Here is a 17,532-nt window from a genome sequence, read left to right on the forward strand (position 1 = left end):
TTTGATTTCTTCTTGAAGACGTCCTTGATATGCTCGTGTTTCTTTACGAACGATTTTCTTTTCAAATTTCCGTTTATTCGCACTGGCTTTCACATGTGTGGAATCCACGAAAACGTGTTCTACACTTATTAACTTTTTATTAGCAGCTGTCATTAAAATGCGACAGAAAATCTGTTCAAACAGGTCTGTATCTTTAAAGCGTCGCTCATAATTTTTTCCGAACGTAGAGAAATGAGGTACTTTATCATGGAAACCATAGCCTAAGAACCAACGGTAAGCCATATTGGTTTCAACTTCTTCAATCGTTTTACGCATGGAACGAATACCGAAGGTATATTGAATGAAAGTCAGTTTAACTAAAATAACTGGATCAATACTTGGGCGTCCTACCTCTGAGTACATATCTTTCACCAAGTCATAAATGAAAGTGAAGTCAATGGCAGCCTCCATTTTACGAACCAAATGGTTCGGTGGCACCAGTTGATCTAAAGTAATCATTTCAAGTTGATCTCGCTGAATAGAATCATGTTTAGAAAGCATCCTCATCACCTCAAGTTTTAATCCTTCAATTTTAAAACAAAAATGACTCCAGTCAAAAGTGTTCTATCTAAATGGTAAGACAAAGTTGATTGGAACGGAAGGTACGAGACTCCTGCGGGAAAAGCGCGTCTAGGGGAGACCCCGCAGGCAAAGCCGAGGAGGCTCCCCGACCGCCCGCGGAAAGCGAGTGCCTGGAGTGGAAATCAACGTCTAAATTGTACAGGCCATAAAAATAGACAAACTCGATTTTCATCGAGTTTGTCTACAGTCTGTAAGAAGAGGCTGCCTGTATTTTTCAGGCAGCCTCTTCTTTAGTTTCCACTCCCCTCAATAAAACAGTTCATATAACCTTTCTTCGCGTATCACATCTTTTCTATCGGATCCTTCGTTTGCAAAAATACAGCCGTTTTCTTTGAGTCTGGGCTCCTTACTCTGGGGGTTTGCTGTTTTACTCTCGAATTGGGTGCGCGTCTCGTTTTTTCAGCAGCTTTCTCCTTAAATGGAGAACTTTTTTCGCGACATAGATAGCTTTACTCGCGAGTTTTTTGTATGGTCTACGGGAATTATATTAGGTCAATGCAAAAGTGCAGTGCAATGAGACGGACAAGATTTTTCAAGTAAAAGAAACTTATACATGTAAAATGAATGTGAAGTCCAGTCATTGCAGTGATAAAAACCGCTGAAAATCCTTCAAAGAATCCACTATGCTACTTCGTTTAAATACCATATTCCTATAAAATCAGTTCTCAAGAACCGCTCGAAAGTAGTATAATATACCCAGTATATTATACCCACTTATAAGGAGCTAATCATGTACCCGACTTTCACATTTTATTCAAAAGTACACATCATCAAAAATCAGCGTTATTGCGAATGTGGCATTATCCATAATTATCGACGGTTAGTCGAGAAAAAAGATTTGAAGCGAGTTGTTTTCAAGCCCATGGAGGAAATTACCTGCACTCCTTGTAAAGAGAGGTTCAAGTAGCATGCAGACGTCTCATTGAACAAAGTATTTACTCATCCTTTCATAATCGCTTGTCATTTTATGTTAAAATAATTAAATAGGCAAATTTTATGAAAATAAAAGACGCAAAGCCACGGGCCTAAACCAACGACTTAGTTGTCATGGCAGCCGGGCCGCCAAGATTTATCTTGATTAGATTGTTTAATTATTTATTTCTTGCCCCTTTTTTAATTTGCCTAACATTAAAAAAAAGAGGGTTTTATATGTTTTTTCCAACCATTTATTCAGCTAATACGGATGAGCGGCACATCGTTAAAGACAAAAATACGTGTGCATGCGGCAAAAGATATCATGTTTTTGCCATACTGACCAGAAGCGACCTTCGAAAAATCACGTTCAAACACTATAAGGAAGTGTCATGCCCAATATGCAAGTCCAGCATCAAGCATGAGGAATGATCCCTTATACCATGACTGTTCCCTTCCTTTCTTACGTTGATGCTGCACCAGATTCAAGTCAGGTGTCAGGAGGGGAATGTTTTTAGGTAAAACCTAACCTACTTGCCATCCAACAAGCTATTTCTATCAATCTTAATACCTTTTATAAGGTGATAGCTTTTCACTTATCTGCATGAAGCACCCCTTGTTTCATCCATACACCCGCTTCAATAACGAACGAGGGATTGTCTCCTCCGTAAACTCCTATCCTTTACCTCCAACGTGATTTGCCCCGCCTCATTAATGATGTCATCCCCCTGATACCCCAGGACTTTCAGATCAATTACCATTAGATTGAAAGAGGGTCTCATGCTATAATTTAGAGCGTGAAAAAATAGCAAACATTTGTAAAGTAAAAGGAGCATTTCATGAATATATCTGCATACAAACAAGAATGGTTCGGCAACGTCCGCGGCGATGTTCTTTCGGGTATTGTCGTTGCCATGGCATTGATCCCGGAGGCCATTGCGTTTTCGATCATTGCTGGTGTTGACCCAATGGTCGGTCTATACGCCTCATTCTGCATTGCCATCGTCATCTCTTTTGTCGGCGGAAGGCCGGGAATGATCTCTGCTGCCACTGGAGCAATGGCACTCGTCATGGTCGACCTTGTGAAAGATCATGGCCTAAACTATTTACTTGCTGCAACGATATTGACTGGTTTGCTGCAAATTATACTCGGTGCCTTTAAAATCGGGAAATTAATGAAATTCATCCCCAAACCAGTCATGACTGGTTTTGTGAATTCTTTAGCCATATTGATTTTCACTGCACAGCTTACCCATTTCGCAGGTGAATCTTGGATCATGTATGTCATGACCGCCGTATCATTAGCGATCATTTATCTTTTTCCGCTGCTTACGAAGGCCATCCCTTCCCCCCTCGTTGCCATCGTATTGATGACGATCGCCGCCATATCCACCGGGGCGACGGTACGTACGGTTGGGGATATGGGGCAATTGACCGAAGCACTCCCCATACTCATGCTTCCGGACGTCCCTTTGACATTCGAGACTTTGGCCATCATTTTTCCTTATTCCATTGCTCTTGCGTTTGTAGGACTTCTCGAATCATTGTTGACGGCCCAAATAGTCGATGAGCTGACAGACACGCCAAGCAATAAAAATCTGGAAGCTAAGGGTCAGGGCATAGGCAATGTCATCGCCGGATGTTTTGGCGGGATGGCGGGATGTGCGATGATCGGGCAATCCGGAATCAACATCAAGTCCGGAGGGAGAGGCAGGCTTTCCACATTTGTGGCAGGCGCCTTCCTTATGGTATTGATTGTCGCATTGAATGGCGTCCTTATAAAAATCCCCATGGCTGCACTCGTTGCTGTCATGATCATGGTTTCCATCGGGACATTTGACTGGTCTTCATTAAAGAGGATCAAGATAGCGCCAAAGACGGATGCAGCCGTGATGATTGTAACGGTCCTCATCGTCCTTTATACACATGATTTGTCGAAAGGGGTTTTTGCCGGGGTGCTCTTGAGCATGATTTTCTTCTCGGCCAAAATATCCAAGGTGACGGTTGAAAAAACGGCAGACATAATCAATAAAAAAATGATTTACGAGATTCGAGGACAAATCTTTTTTGCTTCGGTGCAGGACTTTGTTTCAAAATTCGATGTTAATGATGATGCAGATGCGATCATCATTGATTTTTCCCATTCAAAAATATGGGATGCTTCTGCGGTCGCTGCTGTCGATACGGTTGTCCATAAATATCAGCAACAAGGCATTTCCGTACATGTACAGGGCCTCGATCTGGAAAGCTCCTTATTGCTTGATAAACTTGCCACATCCATTAGTAAAATATCCTGAAGAACGATCTTGCTGGCGAATAGAACCTTTTCAAAACCGACAGAATAAATAACAGGAAATATGTCGATATGGAAGGGAGCGAAAAGCATGACACCCGAGCAGGATTATACGGCTGCCAATCTTTCACCAGATTTATTGGATGAGTTGAAAAGCTTTGAAAGCAAGCTTGGCGAGGAAGCGAATAAAGAATTGATTGTCATCGCCTATGAAAAGGAGAAGGATTCCTTGAATTAAGCAAAAAGACGGAAACATGATCATTCGTAATGTTTCCGTCTTTTTTTGGGTATGGAAAAAGGGTGCTGCTGCACCCTTTTTCACTTACTTATTTACTGAATACATCCGTTAATACAGGCACGATTTGTTTTTTGCGCGAGACTACGCCTTCCAAAACGGCGATGTTATTGTTCAATGTAACGTTATAGGCTTTTTCGACTGCATTCGCTGCTCTTCCAAGAGCTAGGGCTACAGAATCATTTGTCAGGATATCCGTAACGACGAATAGGAATAAATCCAATTCCTTCACTCCGATAACCGCTTCAATCGCCGCTTCCAATTCAGCTTGCTTAGCAAGGACTTCATTCGGATCTACAGCATTGACTTGGGCTATTTCCACTTTTGCCATTCCCATGCTGAATTCTTTTGCATCAAGAGTGATCAGCTGGGCAATCGTCTTGTCGCTTAAATCAGCTCCTGCCTTCAGCATTTCCAATCCATAAGTTTCAGCGTTGACTCCGGCAATGGCAGCCAGCTCCATGGCCGCTGCAACGTCTTGCTCAGTGCAGGTCGGGGACTTGAACAATAAAGAATCGGAAATGATGGCAGATAGCATTAGCCCTGCTACCGCTTTCGGGACTTCAATTCCATTTTCTTTATAAATTTTATTTAAAATAGTTGCCGTACAGCCTACCGGTTCTGCACGGTAATATAAAGGATCGCTTGTTTCAAAGTTAGCGATGCGGTGATGGTCGATAACCTCCAGCACACGGACTTGGTCAATATCCTCAGCACTTTGCTGGCGTTCATTATGATCGACAAGGATCACGGCCTCCGCCTCCCCTGCCACTTTTTCGACAAGACGAGGAGCATCGAATTTGAATTGGTCCAGCGCATATTGAGTTTCGCCATTCACTTCACCCAGACGAACTGGTTCAGCATTGATACCTAATTGCTTTTTCAGATCCGCATAAGCGATTGCGGAACAAATCGTGTCTGTATCCGGGTTTTTATGTCCAAAAACTAATACTTTATCCAAGATTTAAATCCCCTTTTTCATAAATATTTTTCCGTGAATCCCCATATCGCACCAAGGGAATGCCACCTTTACGCTACACTTCATTTTAACACAAAATCCGTTAAATTCAGTGCTTGAATTGCCACTTCCCCAAGAAAATCTTTCATTCGCCTTCCCCCTGCCTTCACTTTGTCAATAGATAAGGGTTGGTTTTTCTCAAATATATTAGTTGAATTATCATCGCATATGGCTTACGATAATATAAGCAGAAATACTAGATATTGATTATTAAAACAATACTGATAACTATATATAGAATTTTTTACAATCCAAGGTGCCAGTGATGGCTGAAAAGGGAATCCGGTGCAAACCCGGAACTGTCCCCGCAACTGTGAATGTGACGAAATGAGGAACCACTGTATGGCTCACTATACGGGAAGGACTCAAAGTAGGATGATCATGAGTCAGGAGACCTGCCTTGAATTTTTCACGTTCTTATTCTTCGGGGATTGAGATGATGAAACGATCGTATAACGGCTATTTTATTCATGGCTCTTTATGCTGTCGTTTGATCCGCTCAACTCGTTGGGCGGTTTTTTTATTACCGGAAGTTTACAAGGAGGATTCTTAATGACTCAAACATATAACTCTACCATAAGCGAAAATGATACTGAAACGAATTCCCTTCAGCTTGAGATGCTGTCGAAGGAATTTGAAGGCCGTCTCGATATGGAGAAATTCAAAAAGCGTTTTACAAAATGGCTTGATCGCAAAAGTGATTCAACCGATGAACAGGCTTCAAAGAAACTGATTCAGCTTGCTCTTGAGAGCGTGGATATCGATGCCCCGGATTGGACATTCGTTGCAGCTAAAGAGCTATTGAATACGATGTACAGGGATGCACAGGCCAATCGAGGTTATCAAGGTGTGAGTTATGGTCCATTCTATGACCTTATCCAGGACCTGTCGCAGCTGCAAGACGGCCAACGCTATCCAGTTTATAAATCCGAGCTGCTATCATCTTATACTAAAGCCGAAATCGAAGAACTTGGTTCAGTGATCGACCCTGAAAAGGATAAACTATTTTCCTACATAGGCATCTACCTACTAAACGATCGCTACCTTGCCCGTCCCAAAAAAGACAAAGTGTACGAACTCCCCCAAGAACGCTTCATGATCATCGCGATGGAAATCATGCGTTTGGAAAAAACGGAGCACCGCCTGCAACTTATAAAAGAAGCCTACTGGGCCATGTCCAATCTTTATATGACCGTTGCCACCCCTACACTTTCGAACGCAGGTAAAGCGCATGGACAATTAAGCTCCTGCTTTATCGACGCCATTGAAGATTCCATCGACGGCATCTATCTAGCTAACTACGATGCTGCCAAGGTGTCTAAATTCGGCGGCGGTGTCGGCCTGTATGTCGGGAAGATTCGCTCACTTGGTTCCGATATCCGTGGTTTCTCCGGCAATAGTTCGGGTACGACTCCTTGGATCCGGCTATTTAACCAGACAGCCGTCAGTGTCGATCAATTAGGTCAACGCAAAGGCGCGATAGCGATATACTTGGATGCTTGGCATAAAGATATCATGAGCTTCCTCGATTTGAAGACACAGAACGGGGATGACAGATTAAAGGCACATGATATTTTCACGGGTGTATGCATTCCCGACTTGTTCATGGAGGCTGTACGCGACAGGAAAGAATGGTACCTTTTTGACCCGCATACCGTCAAGCAAACCCTTGGATTCTCACTTGAAGATCTATATGACGAGAAAAAAGGCGAAGGTAGCTTCAGGAACCATTATGCACTTGCTGTCGAAGCCGCAGAGAATGGTACGCTGCCAAGCTACAGCTTTGAAAAAATCAACGCGTTGGACATCATGAAAAGCATCATGATTTCTCAATTAGAAGAAGGCGTTCCATATATGTTCTACCGCGATGAAGTGAACCGGAAGAACCCGAATAAGCATAAAGGGATGATTTATTGCTCCAACCTTTGCACCGAAATTGCTCAAAACCTTAGCCCAACGACGATCACGGATGAATACGAAACAGAAGATGGCGATGTCGTTGTAGTTCGCAAAAGCGGCGATTTCGTTGTCTGCAACCTATCTTCCATTAACTTGCCTCGTGCAGTGGGCAGCGATGTTTTGGAAAGATTGATTCCCATTCAAGTCAGGATGCTCGATAATGTCATTGATGTGAATAATCTTCCGGTCAAGCAGGCCTCGATTTCGAATAAACGGTACCGGGCAATTGGTTTAGGAACGTTTGGCTGGCATCATTTACTTGCCACAGAAAATATTTATTGGGAATCCGACGATGCCGTAGACTATGCCGATGCTTTATACGAAAAAATCGCTTACCTGACAATCAAGGCATCCAACGAGTTGGCCAAGGAAAAAGGATCATACCCTTATTTCGAAGGTTCGGATTGGCACACAGGGGAATACTTCGAGCTGCGTGACTATACGGATCGGAAATGGCTCGATTTAAAAGCGAACATACAGGAGCATGGGACTCGTAATGGCTACTTAATGGCCATTGCCCCTAATTCATCTACTGCCAAAATCGGCAATTCCACTGATGGAATCGATCCATTGTATGAAATAGAATTTTATGAAGAAAAGAAAAACTTCAAATTCAAGGTAACGGCACCTGGTTTGACGCCAAATACGTATGAATATTATAAAAAGACACGCTTTAATTTGGATCAACTGGAAAGCATCAGGCAAAACGCAGCCCGCCAAAGGCATATTGACCAGGCAATCAGCTTTAATCTATATGTTCACAACACGATCAAAGCGAAAGTCTTATTGGATATTCACTTAACGGCTTGGGAAAGCGGCTTGAAATCAACGTATTACGTTCGTTCGACTTCTTCCGAATATGATAATGCGTGTGAAAGCTGTTCCAGTTAATAAACGATCATGACCAAGCAATCCATTCTTAAAGGAGTTTTTTCGAATGACCAATCATCTAAAAAAAATCCGGATGCTCGAACCTACGCATCCAACTAAAGCGACCGGCGTATTCAAAGGAGAAGCTTCAGGCTTTCTCCTTTGGAACGATATTCAGTATGAAAAATTCTATGATACCTATACACAGCTCATCAATAATTTTTGGAAGCCATCTAGCGTGAACATGATTCAGGATAAAAAACAGTGGGGAGAACTGGATGAAGATATCCAGGATGCCTTCCTTGATATCCTGACGATGATTGCCGGGATGGATAGCCTGCAAACACCTACCTTGGTGGAAATCCTTCGATACATCAAGGACCCGGCAGCAAAGGCAATCCTTGCCAATATGGCTCAGCAGGAATCGATCCATAATGAATCTTATTCGTATATCCTTGCTTCCTTGATCCCAGTAGGCAAGCAAAAACAGCTTTTCGACCGCATTAAAGAACATCCGGAAGTGATAAAGCGAAATCAGCCGATTGTGGATGCCTATCAAACCTTCGTGGACGATCCAAGCCCACAGCACTTATTCGAGGCTTTGATCCATTCAACAAACCTCGAGGGGATTTATTTCTACTTGGCCTTCGCATTTTATTACAATTTAGGACGGCAAAATGTCATGACCGGTTCGGCTACGATGATTTCGTACATCCATCGTGACGAGATGGTTCATTTCGATTTCATCGGAATGCTCATTCAAATCCTGATGTATGAATATCCTGAATTGAATAATGAAGAAAACACGAAATTCATCTACACAACGATCGAAAAAGCCGTCGAACTTGAAAAGGAATGGTCCGAATACATGCTTGAGGACATTCAAACGAAAGCCGACCTCGATTTGGAAGAATTCAATGAGTACATCGAATATATCGCCAACAAACGGCTGCGCATGTTAGGCCTCGACAATCTGTATAAAGAGTATGACGAAAACCCGATGCCATGGATCAAAACCTTCGATGATGAATCGATCGGACTGACCAAAACCGATTTCTTCGAACAAAAATCAAGAACATACAGTCAAGTGAATGCCAGCAATGGGTTCGATGAATTATAGGATTGCCATCGTTTATCATTCTGCAGGCGGCAATACGAAAGCGCTCGCCGAGGCCATCGGTTCTCTATTGCCTGAAGCTGAACTATATCGCATGAGTGAATTCGATTTACGCACTTTGCCGAATTACGATGCGTTGATCGTGGGTACCTATACTTGGGGCAATGGAGAGCTTCCGGCTAAATCGGCTGCCTTTTATGAACAACTGGAGCAACTTCCGATAGCTTCCCTAAAAACAGGGGTCTTTGGGACTGGCGAAACGAACTACAATCATTTTTGTGGAGCGGTCGATCATTTTCGGGACATGTTATTTGCCAAGAGTCAGTTATTGGTCACCTTGAAGATAGAACAAATGTATCAGGATTCAGACTTGTCCAGATTACAAAAGTTTACCTCATTATTTCAAAATTGAACGAAGGGGGATATGCGATCCGTATATCCCCTTTCGTTTGTTTAAGCCTGGCACAATTCTGCCACGGTAAGGAAAAGGATGATGTATAATGAAGGAAAAAAGGAGAAATCATGGCCGCTACTATTGCTCAGTTACTGCCCATCGTTTTTATGCTGGTACTTGTCGCATTCGTTATTTTCATCGCATTTTACCTATCCGGGCATTTTAATCGTTCAAAACGGATTGAGGAAAAACTGGATAAAGTTCTAAAGGAAATGTCGAGGAAAAAAGAAGGTTTGAACATGAAGAAGGAAAAAATAAAAAGACTCCATAAGAACGGAGTCTTTTTTTATAGGCGTTCAATTATTTTTGAACGTTAGCTGCTTGTGGTCCACGAGCGCCTTGCTCGATTTCGAAAGAAACTTCTTGGCCTTCTTCAAGAGTTTTGAAGCCTTCGCCTTGGATAGCTGAGAAATGTACGAATACATCGTCTTGGCCTTCAACTTCGATGAAACCGAAACCTTTTTCTGCGTTAAACCATTTTACTTTACCTTGTACCATGATAGTTCCTCCTGTGTTTGGAAAAATCCATTTTATTACTATTTTTGGTTCTGGATAATGTTTCAAGAGGAATCCTATAACGGTAAATCCATCTATCAAACTTATTCCGAACAAAAATAATTACCCATATTATATCATGGAAAATCCTAAAAAAACAAGATTATCACAGTAATTCAAGCGACAAATTATCCTAAATTTCTACATTTCCCGCTTCCTGCTTTGACGAAAGCCTTCGTCAAGCAAATAGCGCTCTGCCTCGATCGGGCTCTCGAAACACTCCTCCAAATTCGACCCGGAGTACACGTTCCAGAGTTGATCTTCCCTGATTAGCGAAAGCTCTTGTTTTTCCCTGCCAATCCATGTGCCTTCCAACCTAGCGAACTCGTTATCCTCCTCTTCGATTTCAACCGCAGGTTCAGATAGATAGTCCATGCTTTTCCGGATCAATTCCTTTAATTCCGCTTCCTCATAGTCACGTATATTGATGAACCCTTTACGGTCCGTGTCTTTTTTTCTCATATGTCCTGCATAAACGAAACCATTGCCATTGGGATGCAAGTGCTGAACGACTATCTTTTTCTCCTGGACGCTTTCTGGATAATGGAAGTTCACACGCCCCAATGAAACGTCTTTTCGCTGTAACTCCGGGAAAGTCTCGATAATGCTTAATTTTTCTTCAAATGTTAACAAATTTCTTCCTCATTTCATTAGTTCATCTTGTTTGTCGATTATAACACAGACTGATAAGAAACAATAATCTCCCTCCAGGCAGGCCTAAGCGGAAACTTTGATTCCGGGTACGCCTCTTTCAAGCCTTCCGTTTAAGCAGGCAAAAAATCCGTCTCATTTAATATACGTAACGGCAAAAAGCATCATGAAAGAAATGGCAATGATGATGGCAACCCATAGCCAGGCTAACGTCATATTCCCGGAATCCATGGCAATATATATAGCAGTAGGTATCGTTTGTGTCTGTCCGGGAATATTTCCGGCAAACATTAATGTCGCACCGAATTCCCCCAATGCACGTGCAAAACTCAATATCGTTCCAGTAACGATGGATTTGGCCGCCAAGGGGAGCGATACGAACAGGAACAACCTCAGCTGCCCTGCCCCGTCAACCATTGCTGCATGTTCAATTTCTTCATCTATATCTTCAAAGCCCGTTTTTGCGGATTGGTACATAAGTGGAAAAGCCACCACCGCAGATGCAATCACTGCCGCACACCACGTGAACATTAAGGGCTGATTAAAGATGGTTTCAATGATTTTACCCGGGAGTCCATTTTTGCCAAAAACCACAATCAATAAAAAGCCAACGACAGAGGGCGGCAGGACAAGCGGCAATAAAAATAAGGTTTCCAACAGGACCTTTCCCCTGAATTTCTTTCTGGCCATGATTCGCGCTAGGATGATTCCAACAATGAAAACAATGATGCCTGCTAGCCCAGCCACCTGTATCGATAGCTGAACAGGAGACCAAAAGCCCTCTGTCATGCCGCTATCCCTTCTTTGGTATCAATGATCATCAGCTTATGTAAGTCCTTGTACGTCATGGTCGACATCGAAGGACCTTTATCTGCAAAGGCTGCTTTCATTTCAATTTCTCCCTTTCTTTTTGAAATAACTTTTAAGTTTATTTTTCTTGACATCTTGCTGACACATAGGACGGTTAAAGTAAGGGTATCACAAATAGAAAAATATTTTTCATACCAATAAACTTTGAAACTTTAAAACTTTGAAAACTTGAAGGAGTCGATTTTAAATGGTAACAATTTATACTACTCCAAGCAGTCTAGCCTGTCGTAAAGCAAAAGCTTGGCTTAAGAAGAACGAAATTTCCTACAATGAACGCAACCTATATTCTCAACCTCTATCTATAGAAGAAATAAAAGAGATATTACGTAAGACGGAGGGCGGTACAGATGAAATCATATCGACTCGCTCCAAAAAATTCAAAAGCCTGAATATCGATATAAATAATACACCACTTAATGATCTTTGCAAGCTTATTCAAGATAACCCGGATTTACTTCGCCGCCCGATCATATTCGACCATAAGAACCTGCACGCTGGGTATAACGAAGAAGAAATGGGCCGCTTCCTTCCAAGGAAGGTCCGTCATGTACAATTATGGCGGGCAATCAGCCAATTGGCTTAATATCCATTGTTAAATAAGAGGGTTGTCCAGTAATTTGGACAACCCTTTTGTTAAACTTGATCCGTTTTCTCAAGGATGATCATAAAGGTAGTCCCTTGCTGATTGCTATCCTTCAGTATAAGATCACCTTTTTGTGCTTTGGCGAGCATCTTACTGAATGGCAATCCCAAGCCTAAACCACGCACCTTCAGTTTTTTGTTTTCACCTCGGTAAAATGGTTCGAACACATACTGCTGTTCATGTTCAGGGATACCTCGGCCGCTGTCCTGTACCTCAATGCAGATTTGGCCATCATCTTTTTCATAAAGGTCTATCGTGATTTTCCCGTTGCCATCAAGTGCATGCCTGGCATTATTCAAAAGGTTAATGACGATTTGCTGCATTCGCAAAGAATCTATTTGACCGTAGAGGGGGTCATCAGGAACTTTTACATCGAGCGCGAACGATTGCTCATCATCCTGCGTCACCTGCCAGCGATAGGCAATCTCCTGAATGAATATATTGATATTTTCTTTTTGCAAACGAATCTTGAATGCACCTGCCGAGATGGCATTATAATTAAGCAAATCCTCTATCATGCCTTGAAGCCTTTGGGTTTCCTTTAAGGAAATATCCAGGAACTCCTTACTCTGATCACCCGTTACGACATCATCTTTAACCGCTTGTATCAGTCCGCTAATGGAAGTGACCGGAGTTTTCAAATCATGGGTCACTCCTGCAAGCAATTCCGCCCTTAACTTCTCCATGACCTTCAATCGATTCGTCATTTCCTTAAATGATTTTATCAGTTCATAAATTTCTTCTTCCTTGATTTCCTCTTCCTCTTTGAAATGAATATCATAGTTGCCTTCACGAACTTCAACTGCTGCGTTCGCTACATCTTGGATGGGCCGGGAAATCTGCCGCGAAAGAAAATAAATGACCCCTGTCCCCAAAATCAACAGGCCTCCAATCATGATCGCCAATAAGCCATGATCTTGGTTGATTTCCTTTAAAGCTCCTTCTTCCTGGGCAATGACCACCCAGCCTCGCGTCTTGTCCTCAAAAGTAATCGGGGATTTGACGACATATACTTTATTATCGGAAATCTTGACCTTCTGAATGAGTTCCGTATTTTTCATGATGACGTCCGGAAGTTTATTTTCATCTGGATCAATGTACAATTGAGGCATCGTATAAATGATGCTGCCATCAGGATCGACGATATATATGATGGGCTGCTGGTTCAAGTGAAGGATTTTCTCCCTTTCCTCGACAATCTCCGAAAGGACCGGACCGACGACAATCTGGCCATTTTCCTTTATCGCCCTGTCGGAAGTTTCATCAGCTAAATACTTAAGAAGGCTTAGCCTATATTCCAATGCTGTTTTTTCCATCCACCATAATGAAAAGACAGACAATAATATTAAGCCTGAAATCAAGGTCATTACGTACCTTTTCGTCCAATAGCGTTGTAAAGTAGTTCTTTTTTTAATTTTCATAGACACTCAATTGATACCCCAATCCACGCAATGTTTTGATTTCCCCTTCAGTTGCAGGCCATGCATCGATGGCCTTTCTAATTCGTTTGATTGCGAGATCCACGGCACGGTCACTGCCATCATAATCCATGCCCCACACTTGATCGAGAAGCTGCTCTCTCGTGAAGATTTGATTGGGATGCTTCGCGAAAAAAATGAGCAGCGACAAATCGCGCGGCGTCAAGCTTATCTCCTCCCGATTCAATTGTACCGAATAAGACTGATCATCGATGATTAAGCTCCCGAACTCATGTACATGACCTGCATCCCCGGCCGGGATGCTTGATCTTCTTAAAACGGCATGCACCCGGGCAACGACTTCCTCCGCTACAAAGGGTTTGGAGATGTAATCATCCGCACCTGATTTAAAGCCGGATAATCGGTAATCGACATCGTTCAGTGCCGTCAGCATGATAACCGGGCATGCATCGTCCTCACGGATATCCTTCAATATATCCCAGCCCTCCTTTCCCGGCAGCATGACATCCAACAGAACGAGATCTGGGTCCGTCTCCTCAAAAACCGGAATCGCCTTCAGCCCGTCGTACACTTGGATGACTTCAAAACCTTCACGCTCTAAATATGCTTTCAACACCATTGAAATGGAAATTTCATCTTCTATTATTAAGATCTTCTTCATTTATGGATTCCTCCTTCCTGTCATTATAGTAATTCGATACATCTATGGTAACGATTGCAACCATCAGGGCTTTTCCCTCCATCCTACCCTTTAAATGTGTCAGGAGTATGTTCGCGGCAAAATCATCAGGCGTTTCACTTTATAATTTCCAATATAGCTCCTTGTCCCATTATGTAATGGACACCTTTAAGAGACTGGCTCAGGTTAGAGCCAGTCACCTTTTTAATTGCATGTCTCGTGTGGATTCGGACAGCCCGCATCCTGCCTTTCCACTTGAATCGTGCTATGTTCAATTCCAAACTGATCGTGAAGCAATTTTTGCGCTTCAGCTAAAACTGCATCATGATTGCCGCTCCCATCGATGACAACATGGCAGCTCATGGTCAAAAAACCCGAGGTAATCGTCCAAATATGCAGATCATGGACATTTGATACACTGCCCAATTCAAGCAAGGATGTTTTTACATCCTCCACATCAACTTGATCAGGTGTACCCTCCATCAAGATATGGAAGGAATCCCTTACTACCCTATAACCGCTTATGATAATTAGGAACGCAACTATGACGCTTGCAATCGGATCTGCTATTCCCCAATCGAAGAAATAGATCAAGAGTGCAGCAGCAATGGCACCGACAGAACCAAGCATATCACCGATCACATGTAAAAAGGCACTCCGTACATTCAAATTCTCTTCCTTATCCCCGCTCATCAAAATCCATGCGGCAATGACGTTAACCAGTAAACCAATGATTGAAATCATCAGCATTCCCAGGCTTTGCACCTCGGGAGGATTCACGAACCTCTTGATTGCCTCCACAAAAATGAAGATGGATATCACGATCAGGGTCAATCCATTCAAGCAAGCCGCGATGATTTCAAATCGTTTATATCCATATGATTTGGAGGATGTCGCCTTCCTCTCCCCCAGCCTTATCGCTGTATAACTAAGCCCTAAAGCTGCCGCATCGCTAAGCATGTGCCCTGCATCCGACAATAACGCCAGACTATTTGTCAAGAATCCTCCTATAACCTCGACAACCATAAATGTGGAGATCAATATGAAAGATGCCAACAACACTTTTTTATTATTTGAATGATGGTGGTGGTGACCATGCCCATGATCATGAGCGTGCCCATGATGATGTCCCATCCCATCCCTCCTCCCGGATTTAAATTATTATATAGTATGGGATAAATTCAGAATGGTTTCAAATGATTCCTTTTCCTTCAATCATTCACAAACTAAAAATAAACGCTACAGACATTTCCTGCAGCGCTTTTCCCCCTTACCTTTCTTCTTGCATCGCATCATCGACAATGGCATACAGATTTTTATTGAATAATTCATTATTACAGACAAGACTATGCTGCTCCATCTCTTCTTGCTCTGGATTTTTCACCCGTTCTTTTTCTTTCATGACCTACCTCCACCATTGATTGTTTTGCCTATTATCGTATCCCCAGGCCTGTACCTTTATGCTGGATAATTTCCCGGATCCCATGATGGTTAAACGCATTAAACCTTCTGCCCGCCATGGAAAGCACGAATGATGAAATCATGCTCGGGTACTTGCAGGCTTTTATACGACAGCAGGAACGATGAATTATCATAGGAAACCTTCTCAAGATCCACCTGAATTCCTGTTTCTTCTATTGTAACAATCGCATAAGGGGCTATGGGTTCAACCGTACAGCCAAGAGATCCCGGATTGAGGAATATCGTTCGATCGTTTTTAAAATGATGGGTTGGGTGATGATGTCCAAAGCCAATTAGTTCGTGATGGTGGTCATTAAATAGGCTTTCTAAATTCGCCAATGACGGTTCAACGATTTTACTAAATGGGTTTTTGCTTATATGCTCATTCAATTTATTCGATTCAATGTGGTAATGAGTGAAGTAAACGGAGTGTTCGTAAATGGTATGCTTAATGGTGCGGGGCAACTCTTCAAGTTTGGTGATGAATTCCGGATGCATTCTTTTCGCTATCCATTCATGATGCTCCCTGACATGAATGTGCCCTTCAGGATGCGGCTCCCCATTTATGATGGCCAATACGGCTTCATCATGATTTCCGGTCAGCATCGATAAATCCTTCCTGGAAAATAAAAGTTCCAAAACTTCATTTGTCGCCGGACCAATCCCGACCATATCCCCTAAACAATAGATATGGGCTATTTCATCCATTTGATCGATTTCATTGAGTACGGCTTTTAATGCTGAAGCATTTCCATGAACATCCGTTATAAGGGCAACCTTCATAACAAACTTCATCTCCCTTCCTCCATCATTCGCATGGTATATTATAACATTTATACCGGGATCATAGAAATAATAGGGCTTATTTCCCCTGATCGACCAACGCCCATTTTTCATGAATCAGCAAACACTTCGGCCTAGAATACATAGTATGAAGTATTCCCGGTAAAGATGTTTTGCTAGGTATGAAATTCATAAAAAGTATGAGGAGGAAATTAAATGGGTGGAAATGGTAACGATTGTTGTGGCGGCGGTGGCGGCTACGGCGGTTTCGATAACGGCTTCGCTTTACTGATCGTATTATTCATCTTATTAGTCATCATTGGATGCAGTTGGGGATTTGGCGGCGGCGGCTATGGTGGCGGCGGTTACGGCGGATTCTGCTAATAAAAACATAAATGAAAAAGGCGCCAGTTCATGGCGCCTTCAGTTTGTAGACAAAAGGGGTTCGGAATTAAAAAATTCCGAACCCTTTTGAAATTCCTTTGAAATTTTGACCAAAGGTTACGAGATTTGGGCTCTTCGAGCCACTATGTTAAGCCATTTTAGGACCTTGCCATGTCCAAGTGGCCATCTTCTTTAAATTCATGGCAGCGAAAGTAAGCATCGCCTGCATCGACAATTTTTTAAGTCCCCTTAAAGTAGTCCAACGCATACCATGCTTTTCTTTTGCATCTGCAAAAACACGCTCAATCGTTTCTTTGCGTTTCGCATATATAGGTTTTACCTCTTGATGATGACGCAGATGATCTGCTTCTTCCACATATGCTTGCCAGATATGCCGTGTCACTACTTTTTGATGGTCTTTGCTTTCCGTACACCGTGATAAAAACGAGCATGTTGCACAAATTTGTTTGGGCGATTTGTACTCGCGATAGCCCTCTTTATTTGTTGTTGAGTACTTTAAAGTTTCTC

Annotated in this window: 19 protein-coding genes and 2 riboswitches; of the genes, 8 read left to right on the plus strand and 11 right to left on the minus strand. The window is 42.5% G+C overall.

The genetic code is table 11. The annotated features are described in order from the left end of the window. On the minus strand, positions 1-540 hold a 540-nt coding region (locus tag AS888_RS15205), incomplete at its 3' end, for a transposase (protein ID WP_185113109.1). Positions 541-1,597: 1,057 nt separating this feature from the next. Beyond that, a riboswitch (cyclic di-GMP riboswitch) is annotated at positions 1,598-1,688 on the plus strand. Positions 1,689-2,372: 684 nt separating this feature from the next. Here AS888_RS15205 and AS888_RS15215 point away from each other — a divergent pair. After that, positions 2,373-3,830 (plus strand): SulP family inorganic anion transporter, encoded by a 1,458-nt coding sequence (locus AS888_RS15215; protein ID WP_061142987.1) that lies wholly within the window; start codon positions 2,373-2,375, stop codon positions 3,828-3,830. Positions 3,831-3,917: 87 nt separating this feature from the next. Next, entirely contained in the window at positions 3,918-4,064 is a 147-nt protein-coding gene (locus AS888_RS25820) for a hypothetical protein (protein ID WP_155645510.1), read from the plus strand. A gap of 88 nt (positions 4,065-4,152) precedes the next feature. Here the strand turns inward: AS888_RS25820 and AS888_RS15220 are convergent, their stop codons facing one another. Next, positions 4,153-5,082, minus strand: coding sequence for a manganese-dependent inorganic pyrophosphatase (locus AS888_RS15220; RefSeq protein ID WP_061142988.1), 930 nt, complete (start codon positions 5,080-5,082; stop codon positions 4,153-4,155). 294 nt (positions 5,083-5,376) lie between these two features. Beyond that, positions 5,377-5,556, plus strand: a riboswitch (cobalamin riboswitch). Between the two features lie 135 nt (positions 5,557-5,691). On the opposite strand from AS888_RS15220, the gene AS888_RS15225 reads away from it, so the two are divergent. From AS888_RS15225 to AS888_RS15240, 4 genes are all read left to right on the plus strand, one after another. Next, the gene (locus AS888_RS15225) at positions 5,692-7,989 is read left to right on the plus strand and encodes a ribonucleoside-diphosphate reductase subunit alpha (protein ID WP_081092468.1); all 2,298 of its coding nucleotides are present in this window, start codon (positions 5,692-5,694) and stop codon (positions 7,987-7,989) included. Between the two features lie 46 nt (positions 7,990-8,035). After that, on the plus strand, positions 8,036-9,088 hold the full coding sequence (locus tag AS888_RS15230; protein WP_061142989.1) for a ribonucleotide-diphosphate reductase subunit beta: 1,053 nt from the start codon (positions 8,036-8,038) through the stop codon (positions 9,086-9,088). After that, on the plus strand, positions 9,078-9,497 hold the full coding sequence (locus AS888_RS15235; RefSeq protein WP_061143021.1) for a flavodoxin domain-containing protein: 420 nt from the start codon (positions 9,078-9,080) through the stop codon (positions 9,495-9,497). The genes AS888_RS15230 and AS888_RS15235 overlap by 11 nt, the downstream gene beginning before the upstream one ends. Before the next feature lie 110 nt (positions 9,498-9,607). Next, on the plus strand, positions 9,608-9,856 hold the full coding sequence (locus AS888_RS15240) for a hypothetical protein (protein WP_061142990.1): 249 nt from the start codon (positions 9,608-9,610) through the stop codon (positions 9,854-9,856). On the opposite strand, the gene AS888_RS15245 is transcribed toward AS888_RS15240, so the two are convergent. The 3 genes from AS888_RS15245 to modB all read right to left on the minus strand — a co-directional run bounded on the left by AS888_RS15245 (position 9,840) and on the right by modB (position 11,534). Further along, a complete protein-coding gene (locus AS888_RS15245) occupies positions 9,840-10,037 on the minus strand; it encodes a cold-shock protein (RefSeq protein WP_028393295.1) in 198 nt (65 codons plus the stop codon). The genes AS888_RS15240 and AS888_RS15245 overlap by 17 nt on opposite strands. Before the next feature lie 198 nt (positions 10,038-10,235). Continuing rightward, positions 10,236-10,727, minus strand: a complete 492-nt coding sequence (locus tag AS888_RS15250; protein ID WP_061142991.1) for a hypothetical protein — start codon at positions 10,725-10,727, stop codon at positions 10,236-10,238. Positions 10,728-10,880: 153 nt separating this feature from the next. Further along, positions 10,881-11,534, minus strand: coding sequence for a molybdate ABC transporter permease subunit (gene modB / locus AS888_RS15255; protein WP_061142992.1), 654 nt, complete (start codon positions 11,532-11,534; stop codon positions 10,881-10,883). Positions 11,535-11,802: 268 nt separating this feature from the next. Here modB and spx point away from each other — a divergent pair, with 268 nt between their 5' ends. Next, on the plus strand, positions 11,803-12,198 hold the full coding sequence (spx, locus tag AS888_RS15260; RefSeq protein WP_057912582.1) for a transcriptional regulator Spx: 396 nt from the start codon (positions 11,803-11,805) through the stop codon (positions 12,196-12,198). Positions 12,199-12,248: 50 nt separating this feature from the next. Here spx and AS888_RS15265 read toward each other — a convergent pair whose 3' ends face one another. The 5 genes from AS888_RS15265 to AS888_RS15280 all read right to left on the minus strand — a co-directional run bounded on the left by AS888_RS15265 (position 12,249) and on the right by AS888_RS15280 (position 16,632). Further along, complete coding sequence (locus tag AS888_RS15265) at positions 12,249-13,625, minus strand: HAMP domain-containing sensor histidine kinase (RefSeq protein ID WP_260320225.1); 1,377 nt, start codon at positions 13,623-13,625, stop codon at positions 12,249-12,251. 43 nt (positions 13,626-13,668) lie between these two features. Next, positions 13,669-14,358, minus strand: a complete 690-nt coding sequence (locus tag AS888_RS15270) for a response regulator transcription factor (RefSeq protein WP_061142994.1) — start codon at positions 14,356-14,358, stop codon at positions 13,669-13,671. A 222-nt stretch (positions 14,359-14,580) separates the two neighbouring features. Next, positions 14,581-15,510, minus strand: a complete 930-nt coding sequence (locus tag AS888_RS15275) for a cation diffusion facilitator family transporter (RefSeq protein ID WP_061142995.1) — start codon at positions 15,508-15,510, stop codon at positions 14,581-14,583. A gap of 136 nt (positions 15,511-15,646) precedes the next feature. Beyond that, on the minus strand, positions 15,647-15,778 hold the full coding sequence (locus AS888_RS26860) for a hypothetical protein (protein WP_260320226.1): 132 nt from the start codon (positions 15,776-15,778) through the stop codon (positions 15,647-15,649). A gap of 98 nt (positions 15,779-15,876) precedes the next feature. Beyond that, complete coding sequence (locus tag AS888_RS15280) at positions 15,877-16,632, minus strand: metallophosphoesterase family protein (protein WP_260320227.1); 756 nt, start codon at positions 16,630-16,632, stop codon at positions 15,877-15,879. A gap of 204 nt (positions 16,633-16,836) precedes the next feature. Between AS888_RS15280 and AS888_RS25145 the strand changes: the two genes are divergently transcribed. Continuing rightward, positions 16,837-17,004, plus strand: coding sequence for a YjcZ family sporulation protein (locus AS888_RS25145; protein WP_081092470.1), 168 nt, complete (start codon positions 16,837-16,839; stop codon positions 17,002-17,004). 148 nt (positions 17,005-17,152) lie between these two features. On the opposite strand, the gene AS888_RS15285 is transcribed toward AS888_RS25145, so the two are convergent. Next, on the minus strand, positions 17,153-17,532 hold a 380-nt coding region (locus AS888_RS15285; RefSeq protein WP_185113103.1), incomplete at its 5' end, for a transposase.

Source organism: Peribacillus simplex (assembly GCF_001542915.1).
GTDB lineage: Bacteria > Bacillota > Bacilli > Bacillales > DSM-1321 > Peribacillus > Peribacillus simplex_B.

Excerpts from the sequence above, each read along its gene's own strand:
- AS888_RS15225 (WP_081092468.1), top strand. The coding sequence starts at position 5,692 with ATGACTCAAACATATAACTCTACCATAAGCGAAAATGATACTGAAACG.
- AS888_RS15235 (WP_061143021.1), top strand. The coding sequence starts at position 9,078 with ATGAATTATAGGATTGCCATCGTTTATCATTCTGCAGGCGGCAATACG.
- AS888_RS15270 (WP_061142994.1), bottom strand. The coding sequence starts at position 14,358 with ATGAAGAAGATCTTAATAATAGAAGATGAAATTTCCATTTCAATGGTG.
- AS888_RS15265 (WP_260320225.1), bottom strand. The coding sequence starts at position 13,625 with ATGACCTTGATTTCAGGCTTAATATTATTGTCTGTCTTTTCATTATGG.
- AS888_RS15230 (WP_061142989.1), top strand. The coding sequence starts at position 8,036 with ATGACCAATCATCTAAAAAAAATCCGGATGCTCGAACCTACGCATCCA.
- AS888_RS25820 (WP_155645510.1), top strand. The coding sequence starts at position 3,918 with ATGACACCCGAGCAGGATTATACGGCTGCCAATCTTTCACCAGATTTA.
- AS888_RS15215 (WP_061142987.1), top strand. The coding sequence starts at position 2,373 with ATGAATATATCTGCATACAAACAAGAATGGTTCGGCAACGTCCGCGGC.
- AS888_RS25145 (WP_081092470.1), top strand. The coding sequence starts at position 16,837 with ATGGGTGGAAATGGTAACGATTGTTGTGGCGGCGGTGGCGGCTACGGC.
- AS888_RS15240 (WP_061142990.1), top strand. The coding sequence starts at position 9,608 with ATGGCCGCTACTATTGCTCAGTTACTGCCCATCGTTTTTATGCTGGTA.
- AS888_RS15245 (WP_028393295.1), bottom strand. The coding sequence starts at position 10,037 with ATGGTACAAGGTAAAGTAAAATGGTTTAACGCAGAAAAAGGTTTCGGT.
- spx (WP_057912582.1), top strand. The coding sequence starts at position 11,803 with ATGGTAACAATTTATACTACTCCAAGCAGTCTAGCCTGTCGTAAAGCA.
- modB (WP_061142992.1), bottom strand. The coding sequence starts at position 11,534 with ATGACAGAGGGCTTTTGGTCTCCTGTTCAGCTATCGATACAGGTGGCT.
- AS888_RS15280 (WP_260320227.1), bottom strand. The coding sequence starts at position 16,632 with ATGAAGTTTGTTATGAAGGTTGCCCTTATAACGGATGTTCATGGAAAT.
- AS888_RS26860 (WP_260320226.1), bottom strand. The coding sequence starts at position 15,778 with ATGAAAGAAAAAGAACGGGTGAAAAATCCAGAGCAAGAAGAGATGGAG.
- AS888_RS15275 (WP_061142995.1), bottom strand. The coding sequence starts at position 15,510 with ATGGGACATCATCATGGGCACGCTCATGATCATGGGCATGGTCACCAC.